25 protein-coding genes and 1 pseudogene are annotated in these 25,009 nt (G+C 68.4%); 12 read left to right on the top strand and 14 right to left on the bottom strand.

Going from position 1 to position 25,009, the window contains the following annotated elements; all coding sequences use genetic code 11:
• Window positions 1-83 precede the first annotated feature (83 nt).
• From ACWEPG_RS01535 to ACWEPG_RS01505, 7 genes are all read right to left on the bottom strand, one after another.
• Window positions 84-536: a MaoC family dehydratase gene (locus tag ACWEPG_RS01535; protein WP_452593722.1), complete on the bottom strand. Its 453-nt coding sequence runs from the start codon at window positions 534-536 to the stop codon at window positions 84-86.
• A gap of 53 nt (window positions 537-589) precedes the next feature.
• A complete protein-coding gene (locus ACWEPG_RS01530) occupies window positions 590-1,042 on the bottom strand; it encodes a nuclear transport factor 2 family protein (protein WP_452593721.1) in 453 nt (150 codons plus the stop codon).
• A gap of 20 nt (window positions 1,043-1,062) precedes the next feature.
• A complete protein-coding gene (locus tag ACWEPG_RS01525) occupies window positions 1,063-1,878 on the bottom strand; it encodes a mycofactocin-coupled SDR family oxidoreductase (RefSeq protein ID WP_450111819.1) in 816 nt (271 codons plus the stop codon).
• Between the two features lie 64 nt (window positions 1,879-1,942).
• Complete coding sequence (locus tag ACWEPG_RS01520; RefSeq protein ID WP_450111820.1) at window positions 1,943-2,173, bottom strand: DUF3263 domain-containing protein; 231 nt, start codon at window positions 2,171-2,173, stop codon at window positions 1,943-1,945.
• Between the two features lie 54 nt (window positions 2,174-2,227).
• The gene (locus ACWEPG_RS01515) at window positions 2,228-3,655 is read right to left on the bottom strand and encodes a FadD3 family acyl-CoA ligase (RefSeq protein WP_452593720.1); all 1,428 of its coding nucleotides are present in this window, start codon (window positions 3,653-3,655) and stop codon (window positions 2,228-2,230) included.
• Entirely contained in the window at window positions 3,652-4,833 is a 1,182-nt protein-coding gene (locus ACWEPG_RS01510) for an amidohydrolase family protein (protein WP_452593719.1), read from the bottom strand. The genes ACWEPG_RS01515 and ACWEPG_RS01510 overlap by 4 nt, the downstream gene beginning before the upstream one ends.
• 38 nt (window positions 4,834-4,871) lie before the next feature.
• Window positions 4,872-6,437 (bottom strand): AMP-binding protein, encoded by a 1,566-nt coding sequence (locus ACWEPG_RS01505; protein WP_452593718.1) that lies wholly within the window; start codon window positions 6,435-6,437, stop codon window positions 4,872-4,874.
• Window positions 6,438-6,574: 137 nt separating this feature from the next.
• Between ACWEPG_RS01505 and ACWEPG_RS01500 the strand changes: the two genes are divergently transcribed.
• On the top strand, window positions 6,575-7,291 hold the full coding sequence (locus ACWEPG_RS01500) for an enoyl-CoA hydratase/isomerase family protein (protein WP_452593717.1): 717 nt from the start codon (window positions 6,575-6,577) through the stop codon (window positions 7,289-7,291).
• A 131-nt stretch (window positions 7,292-7,422) separates the two neighbouring features.
• On the opposite strand, the pseudogene ACWEPG_RS01495 reads toward ACWEPG_RS01500, so the two are convergent.
• Window positions 7,423-7,593, bottom strand: a pseudogene (locus tag ACWEPG_RS01495) ((2Fe-2S)-binding protein); the annotation flags it as partial.
• Window positions 7,594-7,617: 24 nt separating this feature from the next.
• Window positions 7,618-8,448 (bottom strand): SDR family oxidoreductase, encoded by an 831-nt coding sequence (locus tag ACWEPG_RS01490; RefSeq protein WP_450111826.1) that lies wholly within the window; start codon window positions 8,446-8,448, stop codon window positions 7,618-7,620.
• A gap of 80 nt (window positions 8,449-8,528) precedes the next feature.
• Here ACWEPG_RS01490 and ACWEPG_RS01485 point away from each other — a divergent pair, with 80 nt between their 5' ends.
• The 4 genes from ACWEPG_RS01485 to ACWEPG_RS01470 all read left to right on the top strand — a co-directional run bounded on the left by ACWEPG_RS01485 (window position 8,529) and on the right by ACWEPG_RS01470 (window position 12,618).
• Entirely contained in the window at window positions 8,529-10,106 is a 1,578-nt protein-coding gene (locus ACWEPG_RS01485; RefSeq protein ID WP_450133538.1) for a methylmalonyl-CoA mutase family protein, read from the top strand.
• Window positions 10,106-10,507, top strand: a complete 402-nt coding sequence (locus ACWEPG_RS01480) for a cobalamin B12-binding domain-containing protein (protein WP_450111827.1) — start codon at window positions 10,106-10,108, stop codon at window positions 10,505-10,507. The genes ACWEPG_RS01485 and ACWEPG_RS01480 overlap by 1 nt, the downstream gene beginning before the upstream one ends.
• Window positions 10,508-10,609: 102 nt before the next feature.
• On the top strand, window positions 10,610-11,566 hold the full coding sequence (locus ACWEPG_RS01475) for an LLM class F420-dependent oxidoreductase (protein WP_450133537.1): 957 nt from the start codon (window positions 10,610-10,612) through the stop codon (window positions 11,564-11,566).
• Window positions 11,563-12,618: a CaiB/BaiF CoA transferase family protein gene (locus ACWEPG_RS01470; RefSeq protein WP_452593716.1), complete on the top strand. Its 1,056-nt coding sequence runs from the start codon at window positions 11,563-11,565 to the stop codon at window positions 12,616-12,618. Before ACWEPG_RS01475 ends, ACWEPG_RS01470 begins: the two co-directional genes overlap by 4 nt.
• Before the next feature lie 108 nt (window positions 12,619-12,726).
• Here the strand turns inward: ACWEPG_RS01470 and ACWEPG_RS01465 are convergent, their stop codons facing one another.
• Genes ACWEPG_RS01465 through ACWEPG_RS01455 form a run of 3 tightly spaced genes read right to left on the bottom strand, consistent with a single transcriptional unit; the run spans window position 12,727 to window position 14,975 of the window.
• Window positions 12,727-12,918 carry a ferredoxin gene (locus tag ACWEPG_RS01465; RefSeq protein WP_450111830.1) on the bottom strand — a complete coding sequence of 64 codons (192 nt, stop codon included), beginning with the start codon at window positions 12,916-12,918 and terminating at the stop codon, window positions 12,727-12,729.
• Window positions 12,918-13,685: an SDR family NAD(P)-dependent oxidoreductase gene (locus tag ACWEPG_RS01460; RefSeq protein WP_450111831.1), complete on the bottom strand. Its 768-nt coding sequence runs from the start codon at window positions 13,683-13,685 to the stop codon at window positions 12,918-12,920. Before ACWEPG_RS01460 ends, ACWEPG_RS01465 begins: the two co-directional genes overlap by 1 nt.
• A 21-nt stretch (window positions 13,686-13,706) precedes the next feature.
• Entirely contained in the window at window positions 13,707-14,975 is a 1,269-nt protein-coding gene (locus ACWEPG_RS01455) for a cytochrome P450 (protein WP_452593715.1), read from the bottom strand.
• Between the two features lie 328 nt (window positions 14,976-15,303).
• On the opposite strand from ACWEPG_RS01455, the gene ACWEPG_RS01450 reads away from it, so the two are divergent.
• Both ACWEPG_RS01450 and ACWEPG_RS01445 read left to right on the top strand, forming a co-directional pair.
• Window positions 15,304-15,843 carry a hypothetical protein gene (locus tag ACWEPG_RS01450; RefSeq protein WP_452593714.1) on the top strand — a complete coding sequence of 180 codons (540 nt, stop codon included), beginning with the start codon at window positions 15,304-15,306 and terminating at the stop codon, window positions 15,841-15,843.
• 238 nt (window positions 15,844-16,081) lie between these two features.
• The gene (locus tag ACWEPG_RS01445) at window positions 16,082-17,710 is read left to right on the top strand and encodes an FAD-dependent oxidoreductase (RefSeq protein WP_452593713.1); all 1,629 of its coding nucleotides are present in this window, start codon (window positions 16,082-16,084) and stop codon (window positions 17,708-17,710) included.
• A gap of 64 nt (window positions 17,711-17,774) precedes the next feature.
• Here the strand turns inward: ACWEPG_RS01445 and ACWEPG_RS01440 are convergent, their stop codons facing one another.
• Window positions 17,775-18,791, bottom strand: a complete 1,017-nt coding sequence (locus ACWEPG_RS01440) for a 2Fe-2S iron-sulfur cluster-binding protein (protein WP_452593712.1) — start codon at window positions 18,789-18,791, stop codon at window positions 17,775-17,777.
• Between the two features lie 75 nt (window positions 18,792-18,866).
• Between ACWEPG_RS01440 and ACWEPG_RS01435 the strand changes: the two genes are divergently transcribed.
• From ACWEPG_RS01435 to ACWEPG_RS01420, 4 genes are read left to right on the top strand one after another with little or no spacing between them, the layout of a single operon-like run.
• Window positions 18,867-20,327: a class I adenylate-forming enzyme family protein gene (locus ACWEPG_RS01435; protein ID WP_452593711.1), complete on the top strand. Its 1,461-nt coding sequence runs from the start codon at window positions 18,867-18,869 to the stop codon at window positions 20,325-20,327.
• The gene (locus ACWEPG_RS01430) at window positions 20,305-21,210 is read left to right on the top strand and encodes an acyl-CoA dehydrogenase family protein (RefSeq protein ID WP_452593710.1); all 906 of its coding nucleotides are present in this window, start codon (window positions 20,305-20,307) and stop codon (window positions 21,208-21,210) included. The genes ACWEPG_RS01435 and ACWEPG_RS01430 overlap by 23 nt, the downstream gene beginning before the upstream one ends.
• On the top strand, window positions 21,197-22,285 hold the full coding sequence (locus ACWEPG_RS01425; protein ID WP_452593709.1) for an acyl-CoA dehydrogenase family protein: 1,089 nt from the start codon (window positions 21,197-21,199) through the stop codon (window positions 22,283-22,285). The genes ACWEPG_RS01430 and ACWEPG_RS01425 overlap by 14 nt, the downstream gene beginning before the upstream one ends.
• Before the next feature lies 1 nt (window position 22,286).
• Window positions 22,287-23,054, top strand: a complete 768-nt coding sequence (locus tag ACWEPG_RS01420; RefSeq protein ID WP_452593708.1) for an enoyl-CoA hydratase/isomerase family protein — start codon at window positions 22,287-22,289, stop codon at window positions 23,052-23,054.
• A gap of 68 nt (window positions 23,055-23,122) precedes the next feature.
• Here the strand turns inward: ACWEPG_RS01420 and ACWEPG_RS01415 are convergent, their stop codons facing one another.
• Complete coding sequence (locus ACWEPG_RS01415; RefSeq protein ID WP_452593707.1) at window positions 23,123-24,016, bottom strand: TIGR03619 family F420-dependent LLM class oxidoreductase; 894 nt, start codon at window positions 24,014-24,016, stop codon at window positions 23,123-23,125.
• A 199-nt stretch (window positions 24,017-24,215) separates the two neighbouring features.
• On the opposite strand from ACWEPG_RS01415, the gene ACWEPG_RS01410 reads away from it, so the two are divergent.
• Window positions 24,216-24,995 (top strand): enoyl-CoA hydratase/isomerase family protein, encoded by a 780-nt coding sequence (locus ACWEPG_RS01410; protein ID WP_450133525.1) that lies wholly within the window; start codon window positions 24,216-24,218, stop codon window positions 24,993-24,995.
• Window positions 24,996-25,009: the final 14 nt, after the last annotated feature.

Below are 25,009 nucleotides of genomic sequence, written 5' to 3'. Positions count from 1 at the left end.
CACGCGCTGAGAACGACTCGGCACCGGGTCCTGAATCTCGCGGTGGATTCAGGACCCGGTGCCGGCGGTGCAGGCGGTGCGGGTCACGACAGGTAGCGCACCAAATTCTCCGCGACGCAGGCAGGCTTCTCGGCGCCCTCGGCGGCGATGGTGACGGTGCGGGTGACCTGGATGCCGCCGGTGACATCGTCGACCGAGGTCAGCTGGACGGTCCCGCGGACGCGGCTGCCCACGGGAACGGGGGAGATGAACCGGACCTTGCCGAGGCCGTAGTTGAGTGCCATGCGCGCGCAGCTGACCGTCATCACCTGCTGGGTGATCGGCGCCAACAGCGACAGCGTGAGGAAACCATGTGCGATGGTGCCGCCGTACGGTCCGTCGGCGGCGCGATCGGCGTCGACGTGGATCCACTGGTGATCGTCGGTCGCGTCGGCGAAACCGTCGATGCGGTGCTGATTGATCGTGATCCAGTCGCTGGTGCCCACCGTGGTGCCCACGGCGGCGCGCAGCGAGGCGAAGTCGGGAAAATCGGTCATCGGAGTTCGGCTTCCTGTTCTGTGTCCTGGACCCGGAATCACCACTGTCGCGCTCACGCGCTGCTCGCGGCCCCCGCCGTTGCGGCCGGCCGGGGCGGCCGGTTGACGAACCAGAGGTTCTCCTCGACCAGGCGCTCACTGCGCCAGCCGTCCGGGGTCCGCACCACGGTGTGGTGGTAGTTGCCCCCACAGACGCTGAGCCCGTCGAGTCCCGGGAACTGCATGGGGTTGACGAACATCGCGGTCACCTTTGCCCGGTCGCCGTCGAGCTCGACCTGGACGTTGGTCACGAAGTGCTGTTTCATCGTCAGCACCGACAGGGTCGACCCGAACATGGCCGCCATCTGGTGCCGGTCACCCGGCGGGTAGCCGGCCGAGCTGTAGTCGAGGACGGCGTCCTCGGTGAAGACGTCGACGTAGCCCTCCCAGTCATCTGTGTCCACCGCCCGGGCGTATCGGTACAGCAGGTTCTCGATCTCCTGCCGATCGCGAATGTCGTTGTCCACGTTCGTCTTCTCCTCGGGCGTCAGAACTCGGTGACACCGGCGTCCGGTGCGAGTTCGTGGGCGGTCATGTACTTCGAGTCGTCCGAGGCGAGGAAGAGCACGGTGCCGGAGACGTCTTCGGGTTCGGTGATGTCGACCGGCATCATGTTCATCATCATCGGGCCGAGCCGGGCGTTGTCGGGGAGTGCCTGGGCGATCGCCGGCCCGACCTCGGTGACCATCGGGGTGTTCACTCCGGTCGGGTGCAGGCTGTTGACCCGGATGTGGTGTCGGGCCAGTTCCGCAGCGAAGGCCTTCGCCATGCCGCGCACCGCCCACTTGCTTGTGGTGTACGGAACCATGAACGGCTGCGCCTTGAGCCCGGCGGCGGAGCTGACCAGGATGATCGATCCGCCACCCGCGGTGACGAGATGCGGTGCACCCACCATCACGGTGTTCCAGACGCCGGTGACGTTCGTGCCGACCACGTCCTCGTACATCTGCGGGGTGACCTCGGACCAGGGTGCCGCGACGCAGATGCCCGCATTGGCCACGACGATGTCCAACCGTCCCAGCTGCGAGACGGCGCCGTCGACGATCGAGCGCAGTTCGTCCAGATTCCGGACGTCGACCACTCCCGAAACCGCTCGCTGCCCGGTCTTCTCCACCAGGCGAACGGTCTCCTCGAGGTCCTCGACGGTCGCCGGCGGATAGCGCACGCTGTCCGGAAGCGGCGCGCAGACGTCGACGACGACGACGTCCGCCCCCTCCTCCGCCAGTCGGACTGCGTGTGCCCGCCCCTGTCCGCGTGCGGCGCCCGTTATCAGTGCCACCTTGCCGGCGACCCGCTTACTCATCGATTCTCCTGTGGTTCGTTCCCGCCCGGAACGGCCCCGAGGGACGGGCGGAAGGGCAGGCCGCTCAGCTGGCGTGTGCGGCGGGTGGGGTGATCCGGTTGTTGCACAGCGTCATCAGTTCGACGACGAGGGACGGCTCGAGGCTGTGCCCGCGCGGGTCGGTGAGCATCCGGCGGACCCGGTGGTAGTACTGCTGCGCGGACACCCCGAACTCGACGAAGATGTCCTCGTCGTCCCCGCCGTTCCAGTGCCGCCATTTCAGGGCATGTGCGAGCATCGCGACGTCGTTGGTCATGTGTACCCCCTTCAGGTTGTGGGCCGGGCGGGCGTCGGGCCCGCCCGGCGCCGTTCAGCGCAGCAGGTCCTTGACCACCTTGCCGGTGGCGTTCAGCGGTAGTGCGTCGAGGAATTCGACGAACCGTGGTGCCTTGAAGCCGGCCATCCGCTCGCGACTCCAGGCGATCAGATCATCGGCCGAGACGGGACGTTTCGGCACGACGAACGCCTTGCCGACCTGCCCCAGCCGCTCGTCCGGGACGCCGATGACCGCGACCTGGTCGACGTCCGGGTGCTCGAGCAGGAAACCCTCGATCTCCGCCGGGTAGGCGTTGAAACCGCCCACGATGAACATGTCCTTCTTACGGCCGACGATGCGGAGCCGCCCGCCGTCGTCCAGGCTGCCCAGGTCGCCGGTGTGCAGCCACCCGTCCGCGTCGATCGCCTCCGCGGTGGCCGCCGGGTCGTCGAGGTAGCCCTGCATGACGTTGTAGCCACGAATCAGCACTTCGCCGTCGTCGGCGATGTGGACTTCGATTCCGTCACAGGGTGTTCCGACGGTCGTCGCGATCTGTTCGAACGTGTCGCCGGGGCGGGACGCGGTGGCGGTGCCGCCCTCGCTGAGCCCGTAGCCGGTCATGATCGTCTGGAACGGCAGCTCCTCGCGGACCCGCCGGATCAGTTCGACCGGGATGTCCGCGGAACCGGTGACCGCCGCGCGCAGGGACGACAGGTCACGACTGCGATCCGCGGCGAGCAGCGACTGGTACAGCGTCGGAGGTCCGGGAAGCATCGTGATGCGTTCGCGCTCCACCAGATCCAGCACCTCGTCGACGTCGAGAACCGGCACCGGGTAGACGGTGGCGCCGCGAATCATCGAGGCGATCAGCCCGGCCTTGTAGCCGAACATGTGGAAGAACGGGTTGACCACCAGGTACCGGTCACCCTGACGCAGGTCGGCCAGGTCGCACCACTCGGCGAACATCCGCAGGGTCTGACGGTGGTTCATCATCACGCCCTTGGGGCGGCCGGTGGTGCCGGAGGTGTACATGATGTCGGCGATGTCATCGCCGTCGATCTCGCACTCGAAGTGCTCACCGGCGGAGAGGAAGTCGGACTTCAGGTCGATCACCGGGACATCGGCGTCGACGGTGTGGTCGAGTCCGAGGAAGCCCTTCTGGGTGAGGACCAGTTTCGCGCCGCTGCGCCGCACGATGTCGGTGGCCTCCTCCGTGCGGTACCGGGTGTTCACCGGTACCAGGACGCCGCCGGCGGTGAGCAGGCCGAAGGCGGCGACGATCCACTCGGCGGAATTGGGTGCCCACAGGGCGACCCGGTCGCCCTTGCGAATGCCTGCGTCGGCGAATGATCCTGCGGCGCGGCGGATCCGGTCGGTCAGTTCGCTGAAGGTGATCCGCGTCTGCCCGTCGACGATCGCTTCGGCAGAACCGAAGCGATCGCCGACGCTCAGGACCATCTCGGGGATGGTCTGCCAGGTCATAGGGACATCAACCTCGCGAGGTTGCCGCCCATGATCTTTGCCTGGTCCTCCGCGGGGAGGTGGTCGAGCATGTCCGCGAAGTGGGTCGGCTGGGCGAGCCCCTCGGGGTGCGGGTAGTCGGATCCGAACAGCACACGGTCGACGCCGACCAGTTCGATCAGGTCGGCGACGCCCTCCTCGTAGAACGGGCTGACGTGGATGCTGCGCTTGATCGCCTCGACGGGGTCCTGCATGCCGAAGCCCTCGGGGGCCTTCTTGAAGGTGTCGGCGAGCGAGTCGAGCAGCGGCGGCAGCCAGCTGGCGCCGGACTCGATGACAGCGATCTTGAGGTCCGGGAAGCGGAACAGGGCGCCGTGGCAGACCCAGGAGGCCACGGTGTCCTGCACCGGACGCCACTCGTTGATCATGCTGAAGGTGTTGGTCTGGAAGGGCAGCATCTCGGTGTCGCTGCCGTCCCATTCGGCGGTGTAGCGGGCGTAACCGCTGTCCGAGGAGTGCATCGCGACCAGGATGTCGAGTTCGACGACGCGCTTCCAGAACGGGTCGAACTCGGGCAACGCGAAGGACCGCGGGCCCTTGAACCCGGGAACCGGGGCGGGGCGGATGAGAACGGCGCGGGCGCCGCGCTCGGCGACCCACTCGAGCTCCTCGATCGCCCTGTCGAGGATCGGCAGACTGATCACAGGGGTGGTGAAGATCCGGTCCTTGTAGTTGAAGGACCAGGTGTCGTACAGCCATTCGTTGAGAGCGTGGGTGACCGCGTGGATCAGTTCGGGATCGTGACGCATGCGCTCCTCGACCACGCTGGCGAGTGTTGGGAACATCAGGGTGCGGTCGACCTTGAGTTCGTCCATGAGTTCCAGGCGGGCCGCGGGGTCGCGGAAGGCCGGGATGGCCTTCATCGAGTCGCCGAAGATCTCCCGCCGGCTCTTGCCCTCGGGATTGCCGTTCTTGAAGTACTCCTCCATCGCGCCGGGCCGGGCCACCACCTCGAACGTCGGGTTCGGGATGTACTCGCTGATCTGCCCGTTGATGGCGATCTTCGTCCGGCCGTCGACCTGCACGTACCTGATGGCGTTCTTGTACTTCTCCGGGAGGTATTTCGTCAGGGCCTCCTCGGTCTCGTAGAGGTGGTTGTCGGCGTCGAACAACGGGTAGGGCAGCTTGCTCGCAGGCATGTGATCCTCCTTCTCGATTTATGAGAATACTATTCTCTCTACTTGAGTGTCGCAATATCGTGCCGGACGACGAACTTCTGGATCTTGCCGCTTGCGGTGCGGGGGAAGTCGTCTACCTGGTGCAACTCCTCGGGCCACTTCTGCTTGGCCAGTCCGGCCCGGTCGAAGTGCGTGCGCAGGCCGTCCATCGAGGGGGCTTCGCTTCCGGGGCGCATTCGGACGACGGCCGCCGCGCGTTCTCCGAGTCGGGCGTCCGGAACGGCCACCACCACCGCCTCGGCGACGCCGGGCACGGTGAGCAACACCTCCTCGACCTCGAGCGCGCTGATGTTCTCGCCGCCGCGAATAATGATGTCGGACTTGCGATCCGTGATCGTCAGGTAACCGTCCTCGTCCAGCACTCCGATGTCGCCGGTGTGATACCAGCCGTCCTCGTCGAAGACCTTCGCGGTCAGCTCCGGATCGGTGTACCCCATGCACAGTTCCGGTCCGCGACTGAGGATCTCGCCGTCCTCGGCGAGACGGATCTCCACCCCGGACAGCGCGTCGCCGTCTGTGAACAGCCGCTTGTCGGTCGGGGCAGTGTGCCGGGACCCGGTGATCGACGGGTGCTCGGTGCTGCCGTAGGAGCGGAACACCGTGATGCCGAGATCCTCCAGTCGGGTGGTCACGGCCGCGGGCACCGACGACCCGCCGAGGCCGGCGTACCGCATGAACGGCAGGTGCTCGGGGGTGAAGTCCGGGTGGTCGAGCAGGCTGGTGACGAAGTAGGTGGCGCCGCCGCCGACGGTCAGTCCGTCGCTACGCATCAGGACCAGCGCCTGTGCCGGGTCCCAGACGTCGGTGAGATTGACGGCGGTGCCGTCGAGCACTGGGATCAGGAAGGCGTTCACCATGCCGATGAAGTGCCCGACCGGAGCCGCGGTGAGTTGATGGCCGCGGTCCGGCGGGTACAGGTCGGAGAGCTGACGGGTCTCGTGGCCGAGTGTCTGGTGGCTGTGCACCACACCCTTGGGAGTGCTGGTCGTCCCGGAGGTGAACGCGATCAGCGCCGGCTCCGCCGCATCGACCGGGAGCAGCCCGAGCATCGGCTCGGTGGCGAGCAGGTCGTCGAAGTTGTCACCTCGGGCGGAGCCTCGGGAAATGTTGGAGCCGACCACGCCGACGATCGGCACTGTCGCGCAGAGGTCTTCGTGCACCTCGGTGCGGCCGAAATTCTCGGTGGTGACGAAGACCTTCGGCTTCGTGTCTCCCAGGATGAACTCGAGTTCGCGTCGGCCGTAGAAGTGCACGATGGGTACCACCGCCGCGCCGAGGAAGGACGACGCCCAGAACACCGCCGCCGCCTCCATCCAGTTCGGCAGCTGGAAGGCGACGATGTCGCCGGGGCCGACGCCGCGCTCGCGCAGGCCGGCGGCGAGGCGGCGGGCGACGAGCTCGACGTCGCGGAACGTGCCGGTGTACGGGCGGACCGCGGAGTGGACGCGGAACTCGGTGTCGGGCGCCGCGTCCAGGCCGCGGGTGAGCAGATCGCCGATCGTGTCCTTGGTCCACCACCCCTCCGACTCGTAACGGGTGACCAGTTCGCTGGGGATGTTCCGCATGTGGCGAGCTCCAATGCCTATGTCGGCGCCGCACCCGGGCATCGTGCCGGCGGGGTCGGTCCGGCCGATGTTCCGTCAACTGCGGATAGATTATTCTCGTAGTGAGAGAATGCCAATATCAGTTGGGAGAATGAAAGATGGTCGACCTCGAATTCGACGAGGGGCTGGCGGTCATCACCATCGACCGTCCGCACGCCCGCAACGCCATCGCGCCGGAAACCATGGACCAGTTGGACAAGGCGCTCGACGAGGCGGCGGGCGCGCAGGCCCTGGTCGTCACCGGCGGGGGCGACCGGGCCTTCGTGTCGGGTGGGGACCTCAAGGAGCTGAGCAGGCTGCGGACCGAGGAGCAGGCCGCGGACATGGCGTGGCGGATGCGGTCGATCTGCGACCGGATCGCGAACTTCCCGGCCCCGGTGGTCGCGGCGCTGAACGGCCACGCCCTCGGCGGTGGTGCCGAGGTCGCCGTCGCCGCCGACATCCGGGTCGCCGCGGACGACATCAAGATCGGCTTCAACCAGGTGAGCCTGGCCATCATGCCCGCCTGGGGTGGCGCCGAGAGGCTCGCCGCCCTGGTCGGTCGCGGTCGCGCGCTGATGCTGGCCGGGTCCGGGGCCGTCCTCGGTGCCGACGAAGCTCAGCGCGTCGGTCTGGTGGACCGGGTGCTTCCGCGCGAGTCGTTCGCCGACGGTTGGCGCACGCTGGCGAGGTCGCTGGCCAACCCGTCGTCCGGCGCGATCAAGCAGGTGATCGGTGGCGCCTCCGAGTCCGAGGCGGTCGCGGCGTTCGCCCGGTTGTGGGTGGCGGACGCGCACTGGGAGGCCGCGGATCGAGTCCTCGCCAAGGGCAAGTGATCCGTCGAGGCGGGTGATCTCGGTGGCGCCCTCCGTTCGGGAGGGCGCCACCGAGCAGGGTCACCGTGCGGGGGCGTGATGCCGCCGGGCATGCGTGGTGGCGATGGTCGCCCCCGGTCCGCCGCCGGCCCGGTGGCTCCGCCCGCCGCCGCGGCGATGATCGCCTGCACCGTGCGGCGGCACCGTCCGCAGTCCGAGCCCGCGCCGCATGCGGCCGCGACCTCCTTCGAGGTGCGTGCGCCGCGGGCGACGGCCTCGTCGACCGTGTGGTGCGTGATGGCGTGGCACAGGCAGATGTACACGGCTACCTCCCCTTGGGGAACGGGTCAGTCGAGGAACAGGTCCAGCTGCGGCTGGTCGCCGCCGCCGTAGCGGGACAGGTCGGCGACCCCGGACTCGGTGAGCACGTCGGCGTCGATGTAGCAGTTGCCGGTCGTCGTGCGCGCGGGCCGGGAGACGATCTCGACCGCGGCGTCCGCCATGATCTCCGGGGACCGCGACGAGGAGAGCAGGTTCTCGCCGTCGACCATGTTCGCGACGGCGGAGGTGGCGATGTAGGTCTGCGGCCACAGGCAGTTCGCGGCGATGCCGGCGTCGGCGAACTCGTCGGCAAAACCCAACGACAGCAGGGTCATTCCGTACTTGGACAGCGTGTAGGCGGGGTGCGCGCCGAGCCATCGCGGGTTCATGTTCACCGGCGGGGCGATGGTGAGCACGTGCGGGTTGGACGATGCGCGCAGGTGCGGCAGGCACGCCTGGGTGAGAAGGAACGTGCCCTTGCAGTTGATGTCCTGCATCAGGTCGTACTTCTTGCCCGAGAGCTGCTCGGTCGGTTCCAGGGCGATCGCGCTGGCGTTGTTGACGCAGATGTCGATGCCGCCGAACCGTTCCACGGCGGTTGCCGCGGTGCGCGCCACGTCCTCCTCGTTGCGGACGTCGCCGACCACCGCAACCGCCTTGCCGCCCGCGGCCTCGATCTCGGCGACCGCGGTGTGGACGGTGCCCTGCAGCCGCGGGTGCGGCTCCGCCGTCTTGGCCAGCAGCACCACGTTCGCGCCCTGCCTGCCCGCGGCCACCGCGATGGCCAGGCCGATTCCGCGGCTGGCCCCGGAAATGACCATGGTGCGGTCGGTGAGGGTGTTCTCTCGGCTGGACATCGTTCTCCCGTCAAGGTCTGATCAGTCTATTCTCGGTGATGATATTGGCATTCTCATTTTCTGCAAGTATCGTTGTCGCCGTGACTGACAACGTTGAGACCTCGTCGGGCATCCCGCTGGAGGCGGTCTACGGGCCGACCGACACCGGTGTCGACCCGCCTGCCCCGGGCCAGTTCCCCTTCACTCGCGGCAACTTCTCGTCCGGCTACCGCGGCCGGCTGTGGACCTTCCGGCAGTACTCCGGCTTCGGCACCGCCGAGGAGTCCAATCGCCGCTACCGCTACCTCCTCGAGCAGGGCGGTACCGGGCTGTCGGTGGCGCTGGACCTGCCGACGCAGTGCGGCTACGACTCCGACGACCCCGAGGTCAGCGAGGAGGTCGGCCGGGTCGGGGTCGCCGTCGACACGCTCGCCGACGCCGAGGTGCTGTTCGACGGGATCCCGCTGGACAAGATCAGCACCAGCTTCACCATCAACGGGACCGCCGCGATCCTGCTCGCCTTCTACGTCGCCGCCGCCGAACGCAAGGGCGTGCCGCGCGAGAAGCTGACGGGCACCATTCAGAACGACATCCTCAAGGAATACGCCTCTCGCGGCACCTGGATCTGGCCGCCGGAGCCCTCGCTGCGCCTGATCGCGGACACCATCGAGTTCTGTGCGGCCGAGGTGCCCCGGTTCAACGCGATCTCCGTGGCCGGAGCGCACTTCCGTGACGCCGGGGCCAACGCGGTGCAGGAGATGTCCTTCACCCTCGCGGACGGCGTCACCTACTGCGACACCGTGGTCGAGCGCGGCCGGATGACGATCGACGAGTTCGCGCCCCAGATCTCCTTCTTCTTCTACACGCACGGCGACTTCTTCGAGGAGATCGCCAAATATCGTGCGGGACGGCGGCGTTGGGCGACCATCGTGCGCGAGCGGTACGGCGCGACCACCGAGAAGGCGTCGATGTTCCGGTTCGGCTGTGTCGCGGGCGGCGCCTCGCTGTATGCGCCGCAGGCCCAGAACAACCTGGTCCGTGTCGCATACGAGTCGATGGCCTCCGTGCTCGGCGGCGTGCAGTCGATGTTCACCGCCGCCTGGGACGAGCCGTTCGCGCTGCCCAGCGAGGAGTCGGCAACCCTGGCGCTGCGCACCCAGCAGATCCTCGCGTACGAGACCGGCGTGACGCGCGTCGCCGACCCGCTCGGCGGCTCCTACTTCGTCGAAGCGCTCACCGACGCCACCGAGGCCAGGATCATCGAGATCATGGCCGACCTCGAACAGCACGGCGGCATGGTCCGTGCGATCGAGGACGGCTACCTGCAGGGCCTGATCGCCGACGAGGCGTACAAGCTGCACCAGGAGATCGAGGCCGGCGAGCGCCCGGTCGTCGGTGTCAACAAGTTCACCTCGAACGAGCCCGCACCCGAGATCGGAACGTACGAGCTCGACGCCGAGGGCCGCGAACTACAGCTCAAGCGGCTCGCGAAAGTCAAGGCCGAACGCGACCCCGAGGCGGTCCGCTCCAGCCTCGCCGCCCTGTCCCGCGCCGCGGAAGGAACCGACAATCTGATGCATTCCCTGATCGACTGCGCCAACGCGTATTGCACCGTCGGCGAGATGGTGTCCGCGCTCAAGGCCGTGTGGGGCGAGTTCGTGCAGCCGGTGGTGTTCTGATGACCGCGCGCATTCTCGTCGCCAAGCCCGGACTCGACGGTCACGACCGCGGCGCCAAGATCGTCGCTCGCGCGTTGCGCGACGCCGGATTCGAGGTGATCTACACCGGCATCCGCCAGCGGGTCGAGGACATCGTCTCGATCGCGCTGCAGGAGGACGTCGCGGTCGTCGGCCTGAGCATCCTCTCGGGTGCGCACGTGGCACTGACCACCCGGGTCGTCGACGCGTTGCGGGCGGCCGACGCCGGAGACATCGACGTGATCGTCGGCGGCACGATCCCGCAGGCCGACGTCCCGCGTCTGCTCGAGGCGGGTGCGGCCGCGGTGTTCCCGACCAGCACGCCGCTGGACGTGCTGGTGACCGAGGTGCGCAAGCTCACCGGGTCCCCGTCCCCGTCCTGACCGAATGTGGGATTCGGTCGGTTCACGTGACCGAATCCCACATTCGGTCAGGGTGGTTTCGCGCAGTGCAAGACAATTCATCTCGTCAAACCTGGAGGTAACGTGCGGATCGGTGTGATGGTCGGGCCGGAGCGGGGGGACTCCGCGCGCAAGGTCGCCCGGATGATGGCCGACGTGGAGTGGGCGGAATCCGCGGGGTTGGACACCGTGTGGGTGCCGCAGGTGCCCAACGATTTCGACGCGTTGACGGCCGTCGCGCTGATGGGTGCACGGACCTCGACGATCGAGATCGGAACCGCGGTGGTGCCGTTGCAGGCGCAGCACCCGATCGCGCTGGCGCGTCAGGCGCTGTCCGTGCACGCCGCCATCGGTGGCCGGCTGTCCCTCGGCGTCGGGCCCTCGCACCATTGGATCGTGCAGGACATGCTCGGCCTGCCCTACGAGAAGCCGGCGGGGTACACCCGCGACTACCTCGAGGTCCTGAACGCCGCGCTGGCGGGATCGGGCAGCGTCGACGTCGAGAACGGCACCTTCGCCGTGCACAATCCGCTCGACCTGCCGCCGGTGGCCCCGATGCCGGTGTTCGTCGCGGCCCTTGGGCCGGTCATGCTCAAGATCGCCGGTGAGCGCGCCGACGGCACTGTGCTGTGGATGGCGGACGACCGCGCGATCGCCGACCACATCGCGCCCAAGATCACCAAGGCCGCCGCCGACGTCGGCCGCCCGGCGCCGCGCATCGTCGCCGGGCTGCCGGTGTGCCTGTGCCGGCCGTCCGAGGTCGACACCGCCCGTGAACGCGCGAACCGTATCCTCGCGGAGGCCGAGGTCTCGCCGAACTACCAGCGTCTGCTCGACCACGGGGATGTCCGGGACGTCGGCGACCTGTGCATCGCGGGGGACGAGGAGGCCATCATGGCCGGCTTCCGTCGGTACGCGGAGGCGGGCGCCACCGACATCTCGATGCGGTTGCTGCCGATCGGTGACACCCGGGACGAGCTCGTCGCATCCAAGTACCGGACCCGGGAAGTGGTGGCGGAGTTGGTCAAGGACCTCCGATGACGACGGCGGGCCCGCTGTCGGGCATCAGGATCCTCGAGGTGGGGCACATCCTGGCCGGGCCGTACGCGACCATGATGCTCGCCGACCTCGGCGCCGAGGTCACCAAGATCGAGCCACCGACCGGCGATCTCTCCCGGCAGGTGAGCGACGCCTACTTCGCCAGCCTCAATCGGGGCAAGCGCAGCATCTGCCTCGACCTCGGCACCGACGAGGGACAACGCCGGCTCGGCGAACTCGCCGCGCAGTCGCACGGCCTGATCGTCAACCTCAAGCCGTCGGCGATCCGCAAGTACGGGCTCGACTACGGGTCCCTGCGCCGGTGGAACGAGAAGATCGTCTGCGTCGCGCTCACCGGATACGGACTCGACGCCGGCGACGACCCGGCATTCGACTACGTCATCCAGGCGCAGACCGGCGTCGCCGCACTCACCGGTGACCCGGACGGCCCGCCGACGCTGCCCGGCTACTCGGCGGCCGACAACTCCACCGGTCTCACCACCGCACTCGGCCTGCTCGCGCAGATCGTGTCCGGTCGCGGCGGGCAGGTGGACGTGTCGCTGCGCGACGTCATGCTGTCCCAACTGAACTACCGCGCTTCGGCATACCTGAACGAGGGAACGACACCGAAGCGAATGGCCAACGGTGCGCATTCCTACTATGTTCCGGCGCAGCTGTTTCCGACCGCCGAGGGTCACCTGGCCCTGTTCGTCACCCACGACGGGTTCTGGCGGTCGTTCTCTGCGGAGGCCGGGATCGACGGATTCCCCACCATGGCCGAACGCGCGCAGCGGAGGGAAGAGGTGCTGGCCGTGGTGACCGCCGCCCTGGCCGCCGACACCGCGCTCGGCTGGGAGAAACGCCTGCGGCCGCTGGGGGTTCCGGCGGCGGCGGTGCGGACGCTGCCGGAGGCGCTGGCGGAGACGCCGGAGGTCGTGGTGAGCGCCGGGGACTTCAGACTGATCGGAAGCCCCATCCGGGTCGAGGGTTTCGAGCCGGAGTACGGACCGCCGCCGCGCCTCGGCGAGCACGGTGAGGTGCCGACCCGGGCCTGAGCCTCCCAGCGCATGAACACGAAGTGCGGGGCCCGCCGGACGATCGTCGTCCGGCAGGCCCCGCATCGTGTTGTGGCTCAGCTGCTCTCGTGTCCGTTGGTCGCAGTGCTACTCGATCTCGCGAAGGGCCGCTCGGGGACACTGGTTGACGGAGTCCCGGACGGCCCGCTCGAGGTGAGCGGGAACCGGTCCGGGCGCCACCGAGAGTTCTTCGTCGTCGTTCAGGTCGAAGATGTCGGGGGCCAACCCGACGCAGATCGCGTTGGCCTCGCACCGCTCGAAGTCGGCGACGACGCGCATCAGAGGTACCAGCCGCCGTTGACGCCGATGACCTGGCCGGTGATGAATCCGGCGGCGTCCGTGCACAGGAACGCGGTGGCAGCGGCGACGTCGTCCGGGGTGCCGATCCGCCGGACCGGCGTCATCGACGCCAGTGCGTCGAGGTTGATCATCGCGTCGTGCTTCGCCCCTTCGCGCGCCATCGGGGTGTCGATGATCGACGGCGGGATGGTGTTGGCGGTGATGCCGAGCGGTGCCAGCTCGAACGACAGCGCCTTGGTCAGCGCGATGACGCCACCCTTGGATGCGACGTAGTGCGCGCGGTCGGGGGCGCCGGACTGGGCGCTCGAGGACGAGATCGTGACGATCCGGCCCCAACCGCTCTCCTTCATGTCCGGAAGCGCCGACTGCACACTGTGGAACGTGCCGGTCAGGTTGACGGCGAGGACCCGCTCCCAGTCGTCGGCGGCGATGTCGCCGAACGGCGCGGTGGTCTCGATGCCGGCGCTGGTGACCATGATGCGCACGGGTCCGAGCTCGCCGCGCACCTGATCCATCGCCTTGTCGACGGCGCCGCGGTCGGTGACGTCCACCTCGCAGGCCAGTGCGGTGATCCCGTCGCCGCGGAGGCCCTCGGCGGCCTGCTGCAGGGTCTCGCCGGGTAGATCGAACAGGGCGACCGGGTGTCCGGCCTCCCCGAGGTGACGGGCGACGGCCAGGCCGATACCCGAAGCGCCGCCGGTGATCACGGCAACGCGGCCGGCCGCCGCGGTGTTGTCGGTGCTCATGAGGTCCTCTCGTGGGGCGGATCAGGAAACGGGCGTGAACTCGAGGTGGAGTTCGGTCAGGCCACGCAGGATGTAGGTCGGTTCGTAGGTGTAGCGGCGGGAGCCGGCGGGGCCGTGGTGCTCCTCGGAGATCCGGATGTCCTCGGTGCGGTCGAGGAAGCGCTCGATCGTGATGCGGGCTTCGGTGCGGCTCAGCGGTCCACCGGGGCAGGAGTGGATGCCCCGGCCGAAGGCGAGGTGCTCGCGGGCGTTGTGCCGGTCGGCATCGAACTCGTGCGGATCCTCGAAGCGGCGCGGATCCCGGTTCACGGCACCGGGATTGATCATCACGGTGGTGCCGGCCGGGATCTCGACCCCGGCGACGGTGGTGGTGCGGCGGGCCAGCCGGAAGTCGCTCTTGACGGTGCCCTCCATCCGCAGCATCTCCTCGACGAAATTCGGGATGCGGGACCGGTCCTCCCTCAACTGCTTCTGCAACTGCTGGTCGTCGCCGATCTTCTGCAGCGAGGCGGTGATCAGCCGGGCGGTGGTGTCCTGGCCGGCGCCGAACAGGAAGGTCGCCAGGCGGACCAGTTCGATCACCTCAGGCATCGAGCCGTCGGGGTAGGTGGACTCGGCGAGGCTGGTGAGGACGTCGCCCTGGGGGGAGTTACGGCGGTCCTCGAGGTAGGCGCTGAACTTGCCGTCGAGGAACTCCAGCGGGTTGTGCGCGAGCGCGTTTTCCTCGCTCATCGCGCCGGGCTTCTGCGCGCCGAGGTGGATGCGGAACGCTTCGCGGTCCTCGACCGGCACACCGAGCAGGTCCGCGATCGTCAGCAGCGCGAACGGCTGTGCGTACTCCTTCATCAGTTCGCACCGGCCGTTGGCGAGAAACTCGTCTATCTGCCGGTCGGCCAGGCCCCACAGGAATTCTTCGTTCTCCTGGATCCTCCTCGGCGTCAACAGCTTTCCTAGTAGCGACCGGGTGCGCTGGTGCTGCGGCGGGTCGAAGGTGACCAGGTGCTCGGACATCGGGAACTCGCTGCGATGCGCCTCGATCTGGGCGCTGATGTCGTCGCCCTCCGGCTCGAACGGCAGCGGGGGGAACGGCCCGATCGGCGCGATGATGTTGGAGAAGGTGTCCGCGTCGCGGAAGATCTCGGCGGCCTCGTCGTATCCGGTCACCGCGATCACGTTGTACACCGGCAGTCGCGTCACCGGACATTTGGATCTCAGATGGTCGTAGTAGGGGTGTGGATCCGGTACCAGGGACGGATCCGTGAAGTAGTCGATCGTTTCGAAGTCGGTCACCGCAGCCTCCTGTGAAGTGTCTACGAACCCCCAATGCTGAGCACTCGATCAGCATTTGTTGGGCACATGCTTAGCACCAGCGCCGGTATGTGGTCAAGGACACATTCGCGGCGCCGAGGCGCGGTGACGGTCCGCGCGGCCCGCCCTTTGCCTCGGCGTTCCCCAACTTCGTGGATTTCCTTGCCGCGGGTGGGGCGCCTTGCTACCTTCCTGCGGTAACCCGGTTACTGCCGGTGGCTGAAGGCTCGCGCTTCCTCGGAGAAACGGAGACATGATGGCTGCTCGATCGATCGGCACCTCGCGACGAGGTCTCGACCGTGTTCATTCGGTGGCTCAGTCGACGGCGCACGCCCGTCAGCACAGCCTCAGGAAGCGACTGGTGGTGTTCGGGCCGAGTGTGCGCGATGTGGTGCGACTGGCCGGTGGGTGGATGTTCGATCGGGTGACCTCGGGTTGGGATGTCACGGCTGTCGTCGCCGACCATCCGGATCTTCGTCCGTTTCAGATTCTCGGTGTTCGAACACTGGATCTGGATGCGGCGCTCGCGACGCCGGCAGGTCCGTATCCGCACGAGCTCGCCGTGTCGGTGGACTTGTTCGTCAGCGACGAACGGGTGCGAAGTGGTCTGCTGGGACTCCTCGCGAAGCAAGGTGACCTGAGCATCAGCATGTGGGGTGAGGCGTGGTCGGGGGATTTGGATGAGTGGTTCCGGCCGGGGGAGCATCGGCTCAGTGGTGCCGCTCGGGCGTTCAAGGGTCGGGCCCTCGCCGCGGCGTCGGAGTCGGTCGCGGCGGCGGGGGTGACGGAGTCGATCTGGACAGATCTGCGTCGCGGTCCGGGCGATGTGGGTCTGGCGTCTGCCAGCTGAGGGCGTCGGCGCCAGATCGATACGGCCGGAGCGGAAGCGGATTCCGGCGGTCTCGTCGACCTGTTATCGGTGCACGACTTGCGCCCGGTTTGTCCGTTGTTCGGGTGAAAACAATGTTCTACAATATCAGAAACGTCATTCTCGCGATTGGTGAGGCAGCTCGGTACGCCGTTGTGGAAGGCGGACCGCAGCCGTTCGAATCGCGATGCTGATCCGTCCGAGATGCCCAGGATTTCCCATGACCTTCGTTATCACGCAGCGTTGCTGCAACGACGCCAGTTGCGTTCCCGAGTGCCCGGTCGACTGCATCCGTCCGCGGCCGGACGACCCCGATTTCGGCACCACCGAGATGCTCTACATCGACGCGGACACCTGCATCGACTGCGGTGCGTGCACGGAGGCCTGTCCGGTGGACGCGATCTACTCCGATTTCGACCTGCCGGCGTCGCTGGAACGGTTCACCGACATCAACCGCGCGTACTTCGAGAGGCACCCGCTCGACAACTCCCTCCTCGTCCCGCCGTCGGCGCCGCGCCGTCTGCCCGCGGAGCTCGGCACGCTCCGTGTCGCGATCGTCGGTTCCGGTCCGGCGGGCTGCTATGCGGTCGAGCAGTTGCTCCGGTACGGCAACGTCGAGGTCGAGATCTTCGACCGCCTGCCCACGCCGTGGGGTCTGATCCGCAACGGCGTCGCCCCGGATCACCACGAGACGAAGAGCGTCACCGACCGATTCTCGGCGGCGTTCCGGTCCGATGCGGTGCGGATGCACCTCGGCGTCGAGATCGGCGCCGACGTCACCCTCGACGAGCTGCGCGCACACCACCATGCCGTCGTCTACGCGGTCGGCGCTCCCGGCGACCGGCGTCTCGGCGTTGCCGGCGAGGACCTCGACGGCAGCCATTCGGCAACCGAGTTCGTGGCCTGGTACAACGGCCATCCCGACCACGCGGACCGGCAGTTCGACCTGACCGCGGAACGGGCGGTGATCATCGGCAACGGCAACGTCGCGCTCGACGTCGCCCGGATCCTGGTGATGGACCCGGACGAGCTCGCGCGCACCGACATCGCCGACCATGCACTGAAGGCCCTGCGCGACAGCAACATCCGCGAGGTCGTCGTGGTCGGTCGGCGGGGACCGGCGCAGGCGGCGTACTCGTCGTCGGAGTTCCTCGCGCTCGGGCACCTGCCCGGCGTCGACGTCGTCGTCGACGAGACGGAACTGGAGTTGGACGCGGCGAGTGCGGCGATCGTCGATGATCCGGAGGCGGAACCCTCGGTGCGGCTGAAGATGGACCTCGCCCGCGAGTACGCAGCGGCGGGCGGCTCGGGGGCAGGGAAGCGGATCGTGTTCCGATACCTGGCCTCGCCCACCGAACTGCACGGCGACGGCAGGGTCGAGTCGATCTCGCTGGTGCGCAACACCCTTGACGAGGATCTGAACGCGGTGCCGACCGGGGAGATCGAGACGATCCCGACCGCGCTGGTGCTGCGGTCGGTCGGCTACCGCGGGCGTCCGGTCGACGGACTGCCCTTCGACGAGGCGCGGGCCGTGCTCCCGAACGACCGCGGCCGGGTCGAGGGGGCGGACGGCATCTACACCACCGGATGGATCAAGCGGGGGCCGCGCGGCGTCATCGGCACCAACCGGACGGACTCCGAAGAGACGGTCGCCGCGTTGCTGGAGGATTTCCAGGCAGGCAGGCTCACTGCGCCCGAGGGTGACCGGGACGCGCTTGCCGCGCTCGTGACCGGACGGGTGCCGGGCGTGATCGACAAGGCGCGCTGGCAGGCCGTCGACGCGGCCGAGCGGGCGGCGGGCAAGGCCGCGGGGCGCCCTCGTGTCAAGGGCGTCCAGCCGGACGCGTGAGACGCAGGCGGGGACACGAAATCGGGGGCCACCGGACGGTGGCCCCCGATTGGTTCGTTCCGGCTCAGTCCTCGTAGACCACCGTGACCGACGCGCAGTCCGGGACGGCCTGGCAGGTCAGGACGTAACCGTCGGCGATCTCCCCGTCGCTGAGCACGTCGTTCACCCGCATGGTCGCGGTGCCCTCGGTGAGGGTGGCGATGCAGGTGCCGCAGTTGCCGGCCTCGCAGGAGAACGGCGGCGTCAGGCCGCCGCGGCGGGCGCTCTCCAGGATGGTCTCGCCGTCCTGACGCTGGACCGCGACCTTCTGTCGTCCCAGGGTGACGGACACGGTGCCCTGGGCCGGTGTCGCGTCGGCGGCGGGCGCGGGAGCCTCGGCCACCGGTTCCTCCGCCGGGGTGCCGAACTTCTCGCTGAACACCCGCCCGGGACCGGGGAGGGCGGCCTCGACCAGGGCCATGAACGGCTCGGGGCCGCACAGGTAGCTGTCCGCGGCCACGTCGTCGCCGACGAACTCCCGCACGGCACCCGCGTCGAGGAATCCGCCGCGGTTGTCGAGGTGGCGGGTCACCGACAGCCGGTCGGGGTACCGCTCGACCAGTTCGGCGAGAACCGACTCGAAGATGACCGACGCCTCGTCACGGTCCGCGCACAGCAGCCGGACCCGGCGGTTCGTGGTGGCCAGGGTGCTCTTCGCCAGGGCCAGGATCGGGGTGATGCCGCTGCCGCCGGCGAAACCGAGCAACGGCGCCTCGCTCGGCTGCAACAGGAAGGTGCCTGCCGGGGTGGTCAGTTCCACCTCGTCGCCCTCGACGAGGTTGTCGTGCAGCCAGTTCGACACCCGGCCGCCCGGCACCCGCTTGACGGTGGTCATCAGTTCGTCGTCGGTTTCCGGGGCGCTCGACATCGAGTAGGAGCGGTACAGGTCCTGGCCGTCCACGCGCACCTTGAACGTGCAGAACTGCCCGGCCTGGTAGGAGAACGGGCCGTCGTGCGGGGCGAGGACGTACGTACGTGCGTCCGCGCACTCCTTGACGATCCGCGTCACGGTCGCGCGCTGGAACAAAGGGGGTCTCGCCATGGACCGTAGCCTCCTGGTATTAAGGTTCTAGCAATCAGAGAATACTATTCTCTCTGACGAGATAGGATCTTCTCAATGTCGAATTCGAACAACGCGGGCGACGCCTCGGTGGCGGTTCGGCCGGACGATGCGGAAACGGGACCGACGGTGCTCGCGTTCGAGGACCGGGAGTACACGCTCGCCGACCTCGACGCGCTGGCCGGCGGACTGGCCGCGACGATGACCCGCGGCGGGGTACGCGCAGGCGACCGGGTCGCACTGATGTCCTCGAATCGGCCGGAGTTCGTGGTGGCCGTGCGGGCGATCTGGCGGCTCGGCGCCGCGGTGGTGCTGATCAGTCCGGCCTGGAAACGCAACGAGGTCGAGCACGCCCTGGCCGTCTCGCAACCCACCTACGCGGTGGGGGACAACCCCGTCCTCGGTGAGCTCGCCCCCATGCTGCACCTCGACGAGCCGATCGTCCCCGAGTACGGATCGTTCCCCGAGCCCGACCCGAACGCGGATGCCGTCCTGGTGTTCAGCTCCGGTACCACCGGGATGCCGAAGGCGGTCCGGCACACCTTCGGCTCGTTCGCCGCCGCGGTCGGACACTGGCGGGAGGCGCTCGACCTTTCGTCCACGGACCGGATGCAGATCGTCACGCCGCCCTCGCACATCCTCGGCCTGCTGAACATCGCGACCGCGCTGGACTGCGGGGCGTGGCTCCGCCTGCACCGGCGATTCGACCTCGACCGGATGCTGCATCACATCGAGGCCGACCGGATCACGGTGGAGATGGCCGTCGCGCCCATCGCGCTGGCGATCGCCTCGCATCCGGACCTCGAGTCGTACGACCTGTCGTCGCTGCGCTACATCATGTGGGGCGCAACACCGGTCACGCCGAGCGTCGCCGAGCAGGTCACGCAGCGGACCGGGGTCGGCTGGATGCCGGCCTACGGCGCCAGCGAACTGCCGGTCATCGCGTGCAATCCCGTCGAGGGCGCCAGACTCGACAGCGTCGGCCGCCCCGTGCCGGGTGTCGAGGTCCGGGTGGCGTCCCTCGAATCCGGGCAGCCCGTCGGCCCCGGTGAGATCGGCGAGATCCAGACCCGGTCCGAGTCGCTGATGGTCGGGTACCTGCCGGACGAGGCGACCGCCGACGCGTTCGCCGACGGCTGGTACCGGACCGGCGACGTCGGCTATCTCGACGCCGACGGCTGGCTGCGGATCACCGACCGGCTCAAGGAAATGATCAAGGTCAAGGGTTTTCAGGTTGCGCCGGCCGAGATCGAGGCGGTCCTGCACGGCCATCCCGCCGTCGTGGACTGTGCAGTGTTCGGCGTACCCGATCCGGTCAGCGGGGAGGCCATCGTCGCCGCGGTCGAGACGGCCGGGGCGATCGACGAGGCCGAGCTGATCGCGTACGCCGGCGAACGGCTGGCCACCTACAAGCGGCTGAGCCGCATCGCGATAGTGCCCGAAATCCCGCGCCTGCCTTCGGGCAAGGTGCTGCGCCGAGAACTCAAGGAGCGCCATGGACGTACGTCTGACGAGTGAACAACGGCAGCTGCGTGACGCGGCCGCCAAACTGGCCGACGACCTCGGACCGGGATCGGTCCTGGATCTGGACGACGCGGCGAGGATCGCCCGGCTGGAGAAGACGGTCGACACCACCGGCTGGCGGTCCCTCCGCTCCGACGGAGCCTCCGGCGTGGAGGTCGCGATCGTGGCCGAGGAGTTCGGCCGCGGCCTGATCGATGTGCCGTTCCTCGGTCCCGTCCTCGCCGACGACCTCTACCGGCACGTCGCCGACGGTCAGCAGTCGCGGGCGATCGGGGTGAACGGCGAGGCCTTCGACGCCCGTGGTCTCGACAGCGTGGTCACGTTGCGGGACAACGTCGTCACCTCCACCGGGGTCGGCGCGGTGGCCCCCGCCGCCGACCTGACCCGACAGTTCGCCGAACTCGCCGCGCCGCCCGAGCACCTCGGGGAGGTGTCCGACGACGACGGACAGCGGTGGTACGCGCTCGCCCTCGTGGCCACCTGTGCCGACCTGGTCGGCACTTCCCGCGGCGCGCAGGCGACGGCCTGCGACTACGTGAAGGTGCGTGAGCAGTACGGCAAGACGATCGGGTCGTACCAGGCCGTGGCCCACCTGCTCGCCGAGAGCGAGGCCCTGATCGAGGGATCGGTGAGTGTGCTGCGGCACGCGGCCTGGGCCGTCGACGAATTGCCGCCGGCCGAGGCGGTGCGCGCCGCGCGGATCGCGAAGCTCTACTCCGCCCGGGCCGCTCGCACGGTGTGCGAGAGCGCCATTCAGGTGCACGGCGGCATCGGCAACACCTGGGAGTGCCTCGAACACGTCTACCTGCGGCGGGCGCTGACGTCCACCGAACTGTTCCCCGTGAGCCTGGAGGAGATCGACCTTGGACTTTCGTGACTCGTCGGACGAAGCCGCATTCCGGGAACGGTTGCGCGCCTGGCTGACCGACAACGCCAAGAAGTTCCCGACCTCCGGGGACGAGTACTGGGCGCGGCAGGGGGAGTGGCACCAGGCGCTGTACGGCGCCGGGTTCTTCGGACTGTCGTGGCCCAAGGAGTACGGCGGACAGGAGCTTCCGCCCGTCTACGACGTGATCCTCGACGAGGAACTCGCGATCGCCGGGGCGCCGCCGCGACCGAGCCTCGGCTACCTCGTCACCGGCCTCGGCCACCACGGCAGCAAGGACCTGGCCGCCCGGTTCCTGCCCGGCATGATCAACGGAACCGAACGCTGGTGCCAGGGCTTCTCCGAGCCCGGCGCCGGCTCCGACCTGGCCTCGCTGACCACGACCGCCACCCGTGACGGCGACGACTACGTCATCAACGGCCACAAGATCTGGACCAGCTACTCCGATGTCGCGGACTGGTGCCTGCTGCTCGCACGCACGGACCCGGATGCGCCGCGGCACAAGGGAATCTCCGGGTTCATCGTCCCGATGGACCAGCCCGGCATCGAGCAACGGCCACTGAAGATGATCAGCGGTGTCACCAAGGAGTTCGGCCAGGTCCTGTTCGACGGTGCCCGGGTGCCCGCCGATCAGATGGTCGGCGCGCCCGGTGACGGCTGGAAGCTGGCGATGACCGTCGTCGGGCACGAACGCGAGCCGTCCACACTCGGCTACGCCGCCCGCTACGGCAAGCTGGTCCGGCAGCTCGCGGCCCGGGTCGACGGCAGGGTTCCGGAGGAACTGGCCTGGGCGGCGGTGCAATCGGAGATGCTCCGGCTGCACGTGCGCCGGCGGCTGTCCGAACAGCTCGACGGCGTCACCCACGGGTCGGAGGGCTCGCTCGACAAGCTGCTCATGACGTGGGTGGACCAGTCGGTCGGGCACGCGGCGCTGACCGTGGGCGGCACCCGGGACGAGGAGATGCTCGGCTCCTACCTCTACAGCCGCGCGCAGTCCGTCATGGGCGGGACCTCGCAGATCCAGAAGAACATCATCGCCTCACGCATCCTCGGATTGGGAGTCTGACATGTACGACATGCCCGCAGAAGTCGACGTCCGCGCCGAGGGCTCGCTCCGGATCATCACGCTGAACCGGCCCGACGCGCTCAACGCCGTCAACGACGAACTGCACAGCGGCCTGGCGCGGCTGTGGCCGCAGCTGAGCGCGGACCGCGGGGCGCGTGCCGCGGTGCTGACCGGCAGCGGCAAGGCGTTCTCCGCCGGCGGCGACTTCGCGTACCTCGCCGAACTGGCGGAGGACCCGGACCTGAGGGCCAAGACCATCGCACACGGCCGCGACATCGTGCTCGGCATGGCGCGGTGCCGGATTCCGGTGATCGCGGCGGTCAACGGGCCCGCGGTCGGGTTGGGCTGCAGTCTCGTCGCGCTCAGCGACATCGTGTACATGTCGGACAAGGCCTACCTGGCCGATCCGCACGTGCAGGTCGGTCTGGTCGCCGCCGACGGCGGACCGCTCACCTGGCCGCTGCAGATCAGCCTGCTCCTCGCGAAGGAGTTCGCCCTGACCGGCGCGCGCATCCCCGCGGAGCGGGCCCGGGAACTGGGACTGGCCAATCACGTGGTCGCCGACCCGTTCGCCGAGGCGCTCGCCTGCGCCGAGAAGATCGCCACTCAACCGCAGCAGGCGGTCGAGGCGACCAAGCGGATGCTGAATCTGCACATCGAACGCGCCGTCCTGGCATCGCTCGACTACGCGAACGCCGCCGAGGACCAGTCCTTCCAGACCGAGGACTTCCGCGCCAACATCGCCCGGCTCACCGCGGTCAAGAGCTGACCCCAGCGAGCAGGTGGTGCACCGCACATGGCGGGGTCTCGGTGAGCTCGAGACCCCGCCGTGCCGGGTTACCCACAGACCGACAGGATCTCGTCCGCGAACTTCTCGATCGGGGCGCGGTACTGCTCGGCGGGTGCCCTGAGGTGGTCGTGGTCACCGGAGTGGGTGAGTTCCCAGTTCGCCCACGGGTTGCACATCACCGAGGTGACACCGATGTCCTCCGCTCGCCGGTACAGGTCCGGCGACGGCCGGTCTCGAAGGCCCATGACGAACTCGAAAGGTTCTCCGTCGCGGCCGTACTCGCGGCGGAGCCGATTGATCCGCCCGATCCACTGTTCCGCATCCTCGAGTGTGTAAGCGGTGCCCACCCAACCGTCGCAGTGGCGTGCCGCCCGCCGCAGTGCGGGAGCGGACTCTCCGCCGCACAGAATGGGGACCGGCGCCGGGGGATGTGGTTCGATCATCAGCTCGGGGATGTCGTAGTGCTCCCCCTTCCACGCGACCCACCCGCCCTTCCACAGGGCCCGCAGCGCCTCGATCATCTCGTCGAGGCGGCGGCCACGATTGTCGAATTCCTGCCCCATCATGTCGAATTCCTCACGCATCCACCCGGCGGACAGTCCGATCGAGACTCGTCCCCCGGACAGTTCGGCCGCCGTCCCGACTTGCTTGACCACTTCGAGAAGCGGTCGGGCCGGGGCGATGTACACGTTGTTTCCGAACCGGAGACGTTCGGTCACCGCGGCCAAGGCGCCGATGAGCACCCAGGCATCCGGCCACTCGGTATCTGGCTGCCAGTACGGCTTTCCGTCCGCGCTTGCCGGATATCTGGTGGTGAGCTGTCGGGGGTACGTGAGGTGGTCCGAGACCAACATGCCGTGATAGCCGTTCTCGTCCAGCATCTTTGCCACTGTGGGCATCTCCGCCGTCTTCATGAATGCGGTACCGCACCAGAATTTCATGTCGTGGACATCCGTTCACCCTGGCCGTGGTCGTCGTGCGGCTGCCACGGACGTTGGAAGACTGTGGTGTCCCAAGAGAACATGATTTACATTGTGTGGCAATAGGTTGACGTCGGTTCGGTCTCGAATGCGACGAGTGCCTTGCCCCCCTGGAGGTCACGGAATGACCAGAATCGGAGAACCTGCTGTGTCGTCAAGTGTGGGAGATGATCTGGGGGCCGCGGGGCTGCGCTTCGAACGGCAGGGGCCGATCGGCTGGTGTGTCATCGACCGGCCGGCGGCCCGCAACGCGTTCACACCGGCGATGTACTACGGACTCAGACGTGCCGTCCGCCTGGTGAACTCGGATCCGGATCTGGCGGCACTGATCATCACCGGCACTGGCGACGTGTTCGCGGCCGGCGGTGATCTCGGCGGCCGCGCGGAGCCGGGGGACCGGCTTCCGGACGGGCTCGGGCACGACATCCTGCCGTTCCTGACCATTCGCGACAGTCGGGCGCCGGTGATCGCCGCCGTCAACGGCATCTGCCAGGCGGGCGGGCTGCTGGTGGCGATGATGGCCGACATCGCCGTCGCCAGCGACCGCGCGACGTTCCGAGTGCCGGAGCTGCTGCGAGGCATTCCGGACGCGACGTTCGCGGCCGCGCTGCCCGCCCATGTCGGCATGGCGGTCGCTCGGGATCTGCTGCTCTCCGCCCGCCGGTTCGACGCCGCCGAGGCTCAGCGGCTCGGTGTCATCTCCCGTGTGGTGCCGCACGAGGATCTGCGCACGGCGGCGCTCACCGCCGCCCGCGAGGTGCTGCAGACCGCGCCCGAGGCCCGGGTGCAGGTCAAGCGGATGCTCAACGAGCGGTACGGTCTGATCGACTACCAGACCATGAACGCCGCGCTCGAGACGTCGCCGGAGCCTCGAGAAGGCATGCGTGCCTTCATGGAGAAGCGTGAACCGAACTGGGTGCCGGACAACCTTCCCGGTTGACCCGGCGACCGGAA

The sequence above is a fragment of the Rhodococcus sp. NPDC004095 genome (genome assembly GCF_053604015.1).
This window is presented reverse-complemented; position numbering and strand designations above follow the sequence as displayed.